This is a genomic window from Sphingobacterium arenae, assembly GCF_014692505.1.
In the GTDB taxonomy this organism is placed as follows: domain Bacteria; phylum Bacteroidota; class Bacteroidia; order Sphingobacteriales; family Sphingobacteriaceae; genus Sphingobacterium; species Sphingobacterium arenae.
Genome location: NZ_JACNYK010000002.1, coordinates 1,019,205 through 1,032,141, shown reverse-complemented (window position 1 = coordinate 1,032,141; position 12,937 = coordinate 1,019,205). Strand labels below are relative to the sequence as shown.

At 41.7% G+C, this 12,937-nt stretch carries 11 protein-coding genes; 7 read left to right on the top strand and 4 right to left on the bottom strand.

Going from position 1 to position 12,937, the window contains the following annotated elements; genetic code table 11:
• Positions 1-275 precede the first annotated feature (275 nt).
• The 3 genes from H8B17_RS10665 to H8B17_RS10655 all read left to right on the top strand — a co-directional run bounded on the left by H8B17_RS10665 (position 276) and on the right by H8B17_RS10655 (position 5,227).
• On the top strand, positions 276-1,499 hold the full coding sequence (locus tag H8B17_RS10665) for a hypothetical protein (RefSeq protein ID WP_190309146.1): 1,224 nt from the start codon (positions 276-278) through the stop codon (positions 1,497-1,499).
• A 37-nt stretch (positions 1,500-1,536) separates the two neighbouring features.
• Positions 1,537-2,805: a PepSY-associated TM helix domain-containing protein gene (locus tag H8B17_RS10660; RefSeq protein WP_190309145.1), complete on the top strand. Its 1,269-nt coding sequence runs from the start codon at positions 1,537-1,539 to the stop codon at positions 2,803-2,805.
• A 70-nt stretch (positions 2,806-2,875) separates the two neighbouring features.
• Entirely contained in the window at positions 2,876-5,227 is a 2,352-nt protein-coding gene (locus tag H8B17_RS10655; protein ID WP_190309144.1) for an outer membrane beta-barrel family protein, read from the top strand.
• Positions 5,228-5,263: 36 nt separating this feature from the next.
• On the opposite strand, the gene H8B17_RS10650 is transcribed toward H8B17_RS10655, so the two are convergent.
• Both H8B17_RS10650 and H8B17_RS10645 read right to left on the bottom strand, forming a co-directional pair.
• Positions 5,264-6,145, bottom strand: coding sequence for a PPK2 family polyphosphate kinase (locus tag H8B17_RS10650; protein ID WP_190309143.1), 882 nt, complete (start codon positions 6,143-6,145; stop codon positions 5,264-5,266).
• A gap of 32 nt (positions 6,146-6,177) precedes the next feature.
• Positions 6,178-6,681 (bottom strand): hypothetical protein, encoded by a 504-nt coding sequence (locus H8B17_RS10645; protein WP_190309142.1) that lies wholly within the window; start codon positions 6,679-6,681, stop codon positions 6,178-6,180.
• A gap of 148 nt (positions 6,682-6,829) precedes the next feature.
• On the opposite strand from H8B17_RS10645, the gene H8B17_RS10640 reads away from it, so the two are divergent.
• Complete coding sequence (locus tag H8B17_RS10640; protein WP_190309141.1) at positions 6,830-7,246, top strand: barstar family protein; 417 nt, start codon at positions 6,830-6,832, stop codon at positions 7,244-7,246.
• A gap of 35 nt (positions 7,247-7,281) precedes the next feature.
• On the opposite strand, the gene H8B17_RS10635 is transcribed toward H8B17_RS10640, so the two are convergent.
• Together H8B17_RS10635 and H8B17_RS10630 are read right to left on the bottom strand one after the other, a co-directional pair.
• The gene (locus H8B17_RS10635; RefSeq protein ID WP_190309140.1) at positions 7,282-8,199 is read right to left on the bottom strand and encodes a helix-turn-helix domain-containing protein; all 918 of its coding nucleotides are present in this window, start codon (positions 8,197-8,199) and stop codon (positions 7,282-7,284) included.
• A 63-nt stretch (positions 8,200-8,262) separates the two neighbouring features.
• A complete protein-coding gene (locus tag H8B17_RS10630) occupies positions 8,263-9,018 on the bottom strand; it encodes an SDR family NAD(P)-dependent oxidoreductase (protein ID WP_190309139.1) in 756 nt (251 codons plus the stop codon).
• Positions 9,019-9,289: 271 nt separating this feature from the next.
• Between H8B17_RS10630 and H8B17_RS10625 the strand changes: the two genes are divergently transcribed.
• The 3 genes from H8B17_RS10625 to H8B17_RS10615 all read left to right on the top strand — a co-directional run bounded on the left by H8B17_RS10625 (position 9,290) and on the right by H8B17_RS10615 (position 12,917).
• Positions 9,290-11,464: a TonB-dependent receptor gene (locus tag H8B17_RS10625; protein WP_190309138.1), complete on the top strand. Its 2,175-nt coding sequence runs from the start codon at positions 9,290-9,292 to the stop codon at positions 11,462-11,464.
• Between the two features lie 8 nt (positions 11,465-11,472).
• Positions 11,473-12,576, top strand: coding sequence for a PepSY-associated TM helix domain-containing protein (locus H8B17_RS10620; protein WP_190309137.1), 1,104 nt, complete (start codon positions 11,473-11,475; stop codon positions 12,574-12,576).
• A gap of 104 nt (positions 12,577-12,680) precedes the next feature.
• Positions 12,681-12,917 carry a hypothetical protein gene (locus H8B17_RS10615; RefSeq protein ID WP_190309136.1) on the top strand — a complete coding sequence of 79 codons (237 nt, stop codon included), beginning with the start codon at positions 12,681-12,683 and terminating at the stop codon, positions 12,915-12,917.
• Positions 12,918-12,937 lie beyond the last annotated feature (20 nt).

Sequence of the window (12,937 nt, the reverse complement as noted above, 5' to 3'; positions counted from 1 at the left end):
ATTATTTTTATCAAAAATTTATTCTTCTTGTAGTCAGTTGTTTAACTTTTCTTTATGAAAATAATATACAACACACCTTCGGTAAAGTGAAGTACACGCTACTCTCTTATATATACTTAATCTAAATAAGGGATTGAACTCAATATATACTTTTATACTATTCGTCTATTAAACTGGAAATCCATCTACGACTTTCAGCTTAAGGAAGATCACTATGCGGTATAGGAAGATATAGTATTACTAATAATTTAACACAAATAGATAATAATAAAAAAATGAAACACAACCGTATTTTAACTTACTATGCACTCGGTGCGGCATTGTTGGCTTCTTGTAAAGATAGTCCTAATGAACCCGATCCGACGGATAAAATCAGTACCGAGTATTCCATATGGGTTACTTCAGCTGCAGGTTCATATATTTTGACCACGGATGATCTGATGAAGGATACGTTGCTGACACCTGCGGGAAATAAAGGAATCGATATTTCAGGTTACCTACCAGCCGCTTGGCATGGGGTGTATGCTTACAATCATGAAGGAAAATTCTATATGTCCAATGATGGTACGCGTTTCAGTCAACTTGAAATTCAAGATAATGCCACCATGAAAGAAACGGATAACTATGCTTTTTCAGGTACGTTTTACTTGGGGAAAGTATTAAACGAAATTAGTTCTAAGGATGAATTGGTTTTAACAAAGACTGCTGGAACTTATAATGAGGGCAAAAATGTACTGGAGCAACCCATTTATTTTATGAATGTCAAGGATATGACGCTTAATAAAACGTTGACGGTAGACATTCCATTTTTAGAGTATACACCGCTTACGCCCGATAACACGCCGTATATCGCCCCTTATATGGTGCCTACTAGTTTTACAGTTCGAGGCGATAAATTGTTTGTTGGACATAAATACAGAGGATCGGATGGAACAGGTAATAAAGACATCTTGGATTCGGCATTGGTTTACGTTTGTGATTATCCATCCATGGCTAACGGCAAACTATTGAAAGACCCAAGGGGGGGAATAGTTGCTGGTCACTGGGAAGTGAATAACACTACTTTTTTGGATGATAACAACGATTTGTACTTCTTAACCAAGAAAATTGCTGCGGCAACCTATGGTCTATTACGTATCAAAGCGGGAGAAACGGAGATTGACAAGGACTATTTCTTTGATTTGAAAGATTATAATGTCTTCAAAAATACCTCGTCTTCTACGATCCAAAAGCTGGGCAACGGAAAAGCTTATATCAGTCCTTTTGTTGTTGACCCAGCAAATAAGAAGGTAACTGCTGATTTGAGAATTCTGACAGGTGGTGCGGAGCCAAAAACGACGATGAATCTGATGGAGAACGGCAAACTATACGATGTTTTTAAAACGGACGCTTCTAAATGGTATATCTATGAATATGATCCGGCAACGAATGCTGTAAGACGTGGAGCCGAAATTGATGGCGGTATTACGCATGTTTACCATGTTAATAAACTAAAATAAAATCGTTCCAAGCGCGTTGAGGTGAAATAAATGAAGGATGTCTGCAAGAGGGAAAAAGAGAAATTTATCGATCTTTCGATTGGTCAATAACTGGCTGCATCTTTGGCTGGGGCTGATTTCGGGGGTTATTGTGTTTATAGTTTGCTTAACAGCATGCCTTTGGGTATTCAATTACGAGATTATAGATCTGATGATTCCGAAAAAAGAGAGACAGTATATTTTGGCTTCTAGTGAATCATTGATTTCTCCTTCCAAAATTGTCTCTATTGCAGACTCCCTTTATCCGGATGATTTCGTACGTGGGATTACGTATACAAGGGATCACCCTGTTTCTTTTACCGTGAATGTAAAAAGTAACGATAGTGCGAAAAGCGTAAAACCGGAAGTTAATTTATTACATCCCTATACGGGCGAGTATTTGGGTTTGCAAGTGGAGGATACTTCGGATGAAGCGCAATTACGGAAAAAACTGGATAGCTTTTTTGCTTGGTCCCTTAGTGGTCATCGGTTTCTATGGTTTCCTAGAGACATTGGGCGTCCGATTGTCAACTATGCTACCTTGATTTTCTGTATCACCTTAATCACGGGCTTGGTTTGGTGGTATCCTAAAAAATGGACGAAATCGACACGAGCGAAAAGTTTTAAAATAAAATGGGAAGCGGGTTGGAAACGGGTAAATATAGATCTTCATAATGTTGTTGGGTTTTATTCTTTTCTGTTGATACTATTATTAGCGGTGACGGGTATGTATTATGGTATTACTTGGGTAAATAGAGCGTTGTATTGGTCAACCAACTGGGGTACCAGTTTACCGGAACGTACATCGCTGAGTTCGGACACGACGAAAATTGCTCATTTAACACGCTTTCCGCAAGCTTTTGACAAGGAAATTCAAACGATCTTGACGCAATATAAAGATCCGCATTACCTGACGATCTCGTATCCAGATACGGTTAGGAAAGATGCGACGATCTCGGTATACATTCGAAACGATATGGACCGTCAGTTTAATAATCGTTACTATTCTTTTGATCAATACACGGGTGCGTTTCTCCCGAACAGTATTTCGCTGTTTAATAAAGATTACTACGAGTTAAATGCAGGAGAGAAATTTCGAAGGCTCAATTACGATATTCATGTGGGATCTATTTGTGGGTTTCCGACAAAAGTGTTGGCCTTTTTCTTGACATTTATTGCGGGTTCGTTGCCCGTTACAGGTTTTATCATTTGGTACAATCGTAAATGGGGCAAGAAAAGGGGGAGAAAACCACCTGTGCGTTTTCGATCAAAATCTACAAATATTTAGAGATTACTATTTAATTTTTATATGCTGAAACTGTTTTTCCGTAATAGGAGGGACAAAGGAGATTATTATAATGAAATCAACGATATTATCCATACTGTTCGCATGTTCTGTGATAGGGCTATTTGCCCAGACGACATTGTCGGGGAAAGTTTTTAATGGCGATGGAATACCACTGCAAGATGCTACTGTTCGCCTTTTACTTTTACCGGATTCGATATGGATTACGGAAAGCAATGTGTCAACGGATGGTTCGTTCGAAATGCAGGCAAAGCGTGGTGAATATATGGTGCATTATAGTTCTGTGGGTTATATTTCTACTTTTAGTCAGTCGTATAGGTTAACAGACGTTCCGCAAACAGCAATCCCAATTTTTCTGCAATCAACGGATCAGGCAATAGAGGCTGTGCAAGTGATCGGAAAACAGGCGAGTGTTCGTCAATATGCGGATAAAATGGTGGTGGATGTAGAGGGGAGTGTTTTGGCAGAAGGGAACAATGTATTAGAATTACTGGAAAAAACACCGGCACTGGTTTCGGATGGTAAAGGGAATTTTTCTATTCAAGGACGTGCTGGTGCTAATGTGCGTATAGATGGTCGGGAGATGTACGTATCGGGCGAGCAACTGGCGAGTATATTGCGTGGATTACAGGCATCTGAAGTTTCAAAATTAGAGCTGATGAGCAATCCTTCTGCTCGTGAAGATGCTTCGGGTACGGCCGGCATTATCAATATTGTGACCAAGCGTAATGCCAAAGTAGGTTTCGGCGGGGATGTATCTTTACGTGCCGCTCAAGGGAGAGAATTTGAGGGTGGCTTTGGCGGTGGATTACATTATAAAGTCAATGGTTTAGATATGTATGTGCAAGGGAATAAAAGCTATAACCGCACAAACAGCCACAACCTGACCGAAAGAAGTTTTTATGACCAAGGGGATTTATTGTCCTTTCAACGGCAAAATGAAAGAAAAATTTTAGATGATGCGACGTTTCATAGCATGCGCGCGGGTGCAAAGTATGAATTCGCTGACGGAGGGATCCTAGATGGAAGCGTGCATTGGATGGAAGGTAGTTATAAACCATATGCAACGATCGATATGGATACATGGCGTTTTCCGGGTGATGTGTATGCCGAACGCGCAATGAGTAATAATCATTTTGATGAGTCTTTTAAAAATTGGACGTTTAATGTGAATTATTCGAATAAATATGAGGGCGAAGATCACTTCTTGAAATTCAATTTTGATTTTGCTCCGCATGGTAATGATTATAATAATCGTTTTGAAACGGATGTTTTTAATCTTCAGCAGAATACAGAAACTGCTACCGGACGTACCAATGTGCAAGATTTGAGTAATACAACGTACGCCGGAAGGCTTGATTATAGCAGGCCGCTTGCTGATGCAAGTAAAATTGAACTTGGTTGGAAAGGGACATACTTTTTTATCAATAATGATGTGGTCAATACGGTACTGGATAATGGAAACTGGATACAGGATGTGGCAACTTCTAATCGTTTCCAGTATACGCAACATATTGAGGCACTGTATGCCATTTATTCGGGAAAGTATAAAAAATTAGAATATCAAGCTGGTTTGCGGGGTGAGTACACGTTTATAAAGGCTAACCAGGTGACGTTGGACAAGAAAAATGATCAACGCTATTTTGATTTGTTTCCGAGTGGCTCTTTGTTATATAACCTAAATGACAATAATACGTTAAGGACATCATTTAGTAGTCGCATAGAGCGACCGGGTGATCACGATATCAATGTATTTCGCATCTACGAAGATGCCTATAGTTACCACGAAGGAAATCCAGACTTAAAACCGGAGAAGAGCTATATCAGCGAAATAGGGCATGGATTCAAAAATAAATTGTTTACCACGTTGGGTGTTTCTTATGGCCGAGATATTATCAATTGGATTATTCGTCAAGGAGACCAAGTAGGCGAAAACTTATCCAGACCTGAAAATATCGGACGTTATCTGAATTACAGTGCGAGTGTGATGTATAATCAAACATTGAATTCTTGGTGGACGGCGAGCCACTACGCCAATGCTTTTTATAACGACTATTCTGGGGAGATCGACAACGTGAACTTAGATGCCAAAGGATCGAGCTGGACGGCAAATAGCCGCCACACCCTACAATTTAAATATGGATTTCGCTCCGAAATTTCATTATACTATCGTTCTGGAGTGACGACTGGGCCAACACGTACGGATCAAAGATATGGTATGGATTTAGCGGCAGAGAAGAAAGTGTTTGGTGACCGTGGGATGGTCAAGTTGGCTGTTAATGGTCTGCTTAGGAATGCTAACCCGCAGTTAACGAGTGAATATGGCGACTTGAAAATATTCCATTCGGATTTTCCGGACAATAGAAAAATCTTATTGTCATTGAATTATCGTTTTGGAAATTAAATTTTCATATCATATATATTTGATATGAGCATTGGCTTAAATGTCCTGATTTTCTAATTCTTTTTTATAAGCAGCCTTGTGCTGTTCGATTTCGGGCGGCATCTCGGGGTATTGAATGTCCTTGTATTTTTTGAGTTTATCCAATATGATTTTCGCTACTAAATACCTTGCGATCGGTTTGCTGTCTGATGGGATGATATACCACGGTGCATGCTTCTTGGAGGTGTTTTGTATCGCTTCTTGGTAATGGTTCATGTACTGATCCCACAGCGCGCGCTCTTTGAGGTCGCCCGGTGAGAACTTCCAGTTGTGCTTTTCTTTTTCTAGTCGTCTTAGTAGCCTGTCTTTCTGCTCGTCTTTGCTGAGGTGGAGGAAGAATTTGAAGACAATCGTTCCGTTTTTTACGACGTGCTTTTCAAAGGCATTAATCTGTTCGTACCTGGTTTTCCAGAAATCCTTAGGGATATCTTCCACGGCGTCGATGCCAGGGATGTTCTCGTTAAGGATATATTCTGGATGAACGCGGGTAACCAACACATTTTCGTAGTGGGTGCGGTTGAATACGCCAAACTTACCTTTTTCAGGCAGAGCGACCGCGTGGCGCCACAGGTAATCGTGTTGCAGCTCTTTGGAAGTAGGTGTTTTAAAACTATGGACCACAACCCCGCGGGCATTGAATTTTTGGAATACCTCTCGAATAAGGGAATCTTTTCCGGCAGTATCCATGCCTTGAAAACAGATTAATACGGCGTATCTGTTGTGGGCGTAGATGACTTCTTGGATTTTCGCAATTTCCTTTCTGATCTTCTTCAATCCTTGGATTGCTTCTTCCTCGTTTATTTCGGGACGGAAATCGGTTGGATAATCTTCCATGATAAATTGATCATCCGCTGTTAGTTTCTGGAGTAGTTTGTTCATATTACCGTATTTTAATGTTGACTCGTGCTGACCTAATCTCTTGAAATAGTAATGACGATAGGCTTACCATTGACTACGCCGCTGATATTCCCGCCTTCATATTGTAAAGTGTATGAACCTGCTTTTTCTATTTTATACCCTTTTTTCAGATCAAAACTTACGGATTTTGTTTCGTGCGGGGCTACAGTATGATAGGTTTCTGCCGGTGGCGGCATTACCCGGCGTGTCATCGCGCCTATATAATCAATTTCGTTTCCAGCACCGTCTTTAACGGTAAGAAATTTACTCATCATCCCTTCAAATGGGGTATGGTACTGGGTGAATTTCAACGTATCATCGCTGGGATTGGTAACCGTGAATTTTATGGGGATAGCACCGTGAAGCACGTACTTTTCTTCGCCGGTTAAGGAAGCATATAATGTAGAATCGTTTTGTGTTTTATTGCCGTGGTTTCCCATATTTTGTATAGACTTGCATTGTGTCGTCAATCCCAGGACAGCGAATACAACGGTAGATTTTAAAATGTTTTTTAGCATGGTTTGTTTATTATTCGAAAAGATCAATCAAAATTGCTGCCAAATATCGTTATTTCAGGGATGAATTGGCAAACTAATCCCGTCCGGAACTGTTTCCTACGTAAAGACGACACACACTTTTCTGAGGTATCAATAATAAAAAACTGATATGAATCTTAAGGATGATAAAACAACGCTGACCATTTATCTGGAGGGAGCGACCATAACGGATATAACATCTTTCTATAGACAGGTCAACGCGCAGTTAATGCAAGATGAAGATTGGCAATTGGGCGAAAACCTAGATGCTTTTGATGATCTTTTATATGGGGGATATAGTAAATGGAAAGATTATGATCAGTTGGAAATCATCTGGACGGATATAGCGGTTTCGGAACGGGGCCTGGGAAGGGAAACGACAAAAACCTATTATGAATCGAAACTGGGAGAAAATAGTCCCTACAATCAAGACCTTGCAAGAGAAAAAATTAAACGATTAGAGGCAGGAAAGGGCCAAACATATTTTGACATCTTAATGGAAATTATCGAAAGCCATCGTGACAAAGTCATATTAGTTAAAAGATAACGAAGTCTATGGGTAGGTTCGGAGGCCTTGACGGGCTAATTTAGGTCGAAGCGCTTCCGAAACTCCAAGGGTGTTTGTTTTGTTTTTTGTTTAAATAGTTTGCTGAACGATTGCGAATGTTCAAAGCCTAGCTGGTATGCTATCTCACTGACGGAAAGCGGTGTATTCGATAGTTTCTCTTTCGCCTGTTCGATGACTTTATGTTGGATATGTTGTCGGGCATTTTGTCCGGTAAGGTGTTTTAGCGTGCTGCTTAAGTAATCCGCTGAGATATGCAGTTCATCACTCAGATATTGCACGGTAGGCAAGCCTTTTTCCATCAAGGTATCGCTCTTGAAATAACGATCCAGTACGCTTTCGAACCGCGTTAGGACTTCGTGGTTGTTTTGATCTCTAGTGAGAAACTGCCGTTTGTAGAAACGTTCGGAATAGTTAAGCAGCAATTCAATCTGGGAAATAATGATGTTTTTGCTAAAATCATCCATATTGCCCGAATACTCCTGCTGAATCTGTCGGAATATTTCGAGAATAATTTTTTCTTCTTTTTCGGATAGAAATAGGGCTTCATTGACTTCATATCCAAAAAATGCGTACCGCTTCATCTTCTCGGCAAGGCTGGTGCTCCATAGAAAATCAGGATGAAGGAGTAAGATATATCCCGAGGGCGAGCGGTGTACGTCGTCCTGGGTATACTGGACTTGGAGTACTTGTTGTGGCGCAAAAAAAGTCATCAAGCCCTCATCAAAATCATAGGATTGCTGTCCGTAACGGTATTTCCCGATGACGTCTTTTTTCAAAGCGATACTATAAAACGATTTCAAATAATGAAAATGTCCTTCTACCTTATGCAGATCAGCATAGTTTACGACGCTGATAAGCGGATGATCGGGAAGGGGTATGCCGTTCAATCGGTGAAATTCAGTAATCGTTTCGATTCGGATTAATTCGTTCATATGCACTGACTCATTAAAGAAAAGCAGAAGATACAAACTTCCACTTTTCTTTTTACTTTTTTGTTAAATATTCATGCCTCCAGAAACTTCAATGCGCTGTGCATTGATCCAGCGGGCATCTTCCGTACATAAAAATGCTACAACGCCACCGATATCTTCGGCTAAACCTGCGCGACCTAAAGCTGTTACCGAACTAACGGCTTTATTGTATTGCTCGTTATCACGAACGGCGCCGCCGCCGAAATCTGTTTCGATAGCGCCAGGAGCGATAGTGTTCGCCCGGATGCCTTTGCTGCCCAGTTCTTTTGCCAAATAACGGGAGAAAACCTCGATGCCGCCTTTCATCATGGCATAGGCAGCATATCCGGGCATACAGAACCTGGCTAAACCGGAAGAGACGTTGATAACGCCTCCACCTTCGTTGAGGAGTGGGATAAGTTTTTGTGTTAAGAAAAATACGCCTTTGAGGTGGATATTCGAGAGCGTGTCGAACTGTTCTTCTGTGGTTTCTGTAATAGAATTTCCGAGCCCAATGCCTGCATTGTTAACTAAAAAATCAATCGTTTCTTGTCCGCGTTTTTCTTTTAACGTGGTTTTTATTTCTGCAATCACGGCATCAAAGCTGTCTGTTTTTGAAGTGTCCAGTTGTATGGCAAACGCTTGTTGCCCTTTGGCTTCAATGGCTTCAACTACTTTGACAGCGTCTTCTTTATTACTTTTATAGGTGAGGACGATGTCCAGTCCTTTTTCTGCAATGCGCAGGGCCATATCCTTTCCTAAACCACGGCTTCCGCCGGTTACAAATGCTATTCTATTCATTGTTCTTCTTTTTTATAGTGACAATGCAAAGATCATTCTAAAATGTGTTCTTTTTGTATCTCAAAACGGGATGCTTGTAGCCGAATCCGTTTTCGTATATTTTCTTCGTTCACGATTTCCTAATGCCAAAACCATCATACTCGGATATATTGTAATTATTATTTGGATTAGTTCTAAACAAAATATAGATTTGCCCTCGATTTATCTGTAAGTGAGCCGTTAGCTGGATCCTACAATATCATGTAAAGAACTACAACCGTTAAAAAATAATATGCGAAAGATTACGAAAACGGCATTACTCTTCTTATGCCATCTGTTACTTGTCTCAATGCCTAAAGCGTCTCCAGCACAACAGGACCTAGTGGTTCGAACGACCACTACGGGGGCTACTGAACAGAACCGTACAGCTGATTCGGTCAAAAATGAAAAGCTTCAGGAAGTCTTGGTGACAGCCAGCCGTATGCCCGAGCGGATCGATGAGGTACCATCGTCCGTGACGATACTGGGTAAGGAACAGATCGAACAGCAGATCAACATTAATCCATCTATCAGCGAGATATTGGCATTTACTGTACCGGGCTTAGGACCGTCCACGAATAAGGCGACTAACTCGGGACAGACTTTGCGTGGACGTAGCGTGTTGGTACTGATAGATGGGATACCGCAATCCACGCCGTTAATGAACGGTAACCGGGATATACGTTCGCTTGACCCGGCTATTATTGAACGTGTAGAAGTTATCAAAGGTGCTACATCCATCTATGGTAATGGATCAGGAGGTGGTATTATAAACTATATTACCAAGAAGCCCGATGCGAATAAACGTATCGCAGGACAAACCTTTCTAGGATTAAATGGGCATCCGGGATCGCTTAATAATTCGATTGGATACAGGCTCTCGCAATCTTTCAACGGAACGCTCGACAAATTTTCTTATGTGGCTAGTGCGACCTACAACTATACCGGCTTGTTGAAAGATGCGGATGGAAGCGTCCTTGGACAGGAAGATGGACTAGGGCAATCCTACGCGCTGAACACCTTTGCAAAAGGTCAGTACCGATTTAGCGAAGACAGTTACCTTACCGTGGCGTATAGCTTTTTTAAGAGCTTACAAAACAGTGATTATGTGGTGGAACCGGGGGTATATGGTGAGCGTCCGGCTATAGGGATAAAGGGCGAAGACCCGGGCGATCCTGCTGGAACTCCGCAAAATCATAATGTATTTGCCACCTATACACTGCGTAACCTGCCGTTCCATACGGAGATGGATTTAACGGGTTATTTCCATCGATTCCTATCTACGAACCGTTACGTTGCCCAGGCAAATGGATGGTACGGGCCGGGGCAGACGCAGATCAGTTCTAAAAAGAAAGGGCTACGCCTGAATTTACTTACACCTTTTGGTAACGGACGGGTAAAGGGTACCGTAGCCTATGGAATGGACCTGCTGGGAGACGATACGTACCAGCCTTTGCTGGATGGACGTGTTTACATACCGAACATGGATATGACCAACATGGCGCCGTATGCACAACTAAAAATTGATATGTTTGACCATCTGATATTTAAAGGAGGGATCCGTTATGAGAATGCACGGGTAGATGTAAAAGATTACCAAACGCTTCCTAAAGATGCGGATGGTGGAGGGGTAGTAGCGGTTAAGGGTGGACGGATCAATTACAAAAGTGCGATGTTTAACGCAGGGCTCCGTTATAATAAATACGAACATTTTAACCCTTTTGTCAGCTTTTCTCAGGCGTTTGGCCTAAATGAGTTGGGGCGTATATTAAGAGCTGCCACGGTTCAGGATATGGCACTGCTGCAGACGGATCCCATCATCACGAATAATTATGAGGCTGGTTTTAGCAGCCGCTTTTCGATTTTTAACCTAACAGCGGCTTATTATATCAGTACGTCTAAATTAGGGGCAAATTTGGTGGCCAATGAAAGCGGTACGCTGTTGCCGCAGCGTAATCCCGAGAAGGTTCATGGCTATGAACTGACGCTTGATGCACAGCTATCGGCACAGTTTGGGCTAGGAGCCACTTACGCTTATGTGGAGGGGAAGGCAGAAAAAGAGGACGGTACCAAAGAATATTTAGGCTTTGCACGTATTGCACCGCCTAAGGCAACGGCGTATGCCAGGTATCGTGCTACGGATCAGCTGGACCTGCAGCTTTTTTGGGTGTATACTGGAAGCAGGGATCGTTTTGATCCGCTGGAAGATGGTCGTTATAAGGCGGGAACTGGACCAGTTAAACCAGTCAGCATTTTTAACCTGAGCGGTTCTTATCAATTGCATAAAGCGATGCGTATAGGCTTTGGAGTCGAAAATATCTTCAACAAATCGTTTTACCCATTTTATAGTCAATATAGTGCAGATAATCTTCGGTATACTATGGGTAATGGTGCTCGCGCAAGTTTAAACCTGACCTATACATATTGATGCGCTTATTGAAAAAGTTAATTGCGTGGTTACATTTGTGGTTAGGCTTAATAACAGGCTTGATTACTTTTATTGTTAGTATAACGGGTTGTCTCTATGTATTTATTGATGAAATAAGAGAGATAGCCTATCGCGATAGATGTTATGTCCAGATAGAGGATGTTCCGTACCAACCGCTTTCGGTAATGATTGCGCAGGCGCAAGCCGCGGTATCGGCGTCGCACGAGATCGTCCGGGCTGATATACAGCCGGCTCCTGGCCGTACATGGGTATTCCGTGCGGGTGCTAAATATAGGGTATACGTCAATCCATATACCGCGAAAGTCGTCTATGTGGAGGATCAAAACAGGAATTTTTTTCGTGTTGTGCTTGAGCTGCACCGAAATCTGCTCCTCGGCAAGGAAATCGGGCAACCTATAGTGGCCTATTCTATTCTCGTTTTTTTATTGCTCTGCTTGAGTGGACTCGTACTCTGGTGGCCTAAAAAATGGAATCGAAAGCACTTGAAAAAATCATTTACTGTCAAATGGAAGGCTTCTTTTAAAAGGCTGAATTACGATTTGCATAACGTTTGGGGATTCTATATGTTGATTCCTGCTTTAGTGTTAGCCATGACGGGGCTAGTTTATTCTTTCGCTTGGTTTGACCAAGCTTTCACCTATAGTTTTAGTGGAGGACAGCATCGCACGCAGTGGGAAATCCCTAAGTCAGTATCAACGGAAGATTCCGACCGGCGCGGTTTGGACAGTGCATTTGCTGATGTTTTGAAACGCTATCCACAAGCGGATATGGTATCGATGCGTGTCCGGGAAGCGGAAGATATGCCTTACGATTTTCAGATCCGTATGTTAAAAAGCAGAACGTACCACTTTGAATGGTCGTATTATGATCGGCAAACAGCTGAACTGCTCTATTCCTATGGTACTGATGATCTGAACACAGCGGATAAGATTCGCGCCATGAATTTTGATCTACATGTAGGCTCTTTTATGGGGCTGCCTAGCAAAATTTTTGCTTTCATATGTTCTATGTTTTGTGCTAGCCTTCCCTTAACTGGATTTTTGATATGGTACAACCGAAAATGGGGAAAGAAGAAAAAGCGCCGTGCTTGAGTGACCTTAAAAAATGTTTACAATTGAGCAATGATGAGCTAGATACTGACATACTGCTGTCATTAACTCATTTATTTTTGCTTTTGAATAAACAATAAAAAGTTATGAAAAACGAAATAAAAGAGTTCGACGAGCAGCAAACTTACTTGCCAAAAAACAGTCAAGAGATGATCAATCTGTCGGAACAGCGGGATAGTGCAAACGAAGCCAGCGCGGACGATCCGACGCATGATGAAGAACGCTTTTCGAAGTTTCCGGAAAAAACGCCGGCTGAGAGCGATGTAGTCAAACATGCACAAAGGCTTGCAGTAAACTACGTGAGGAGTTTACTGCTTTTTTAGTCTTCCTGCAACGTTTCGCT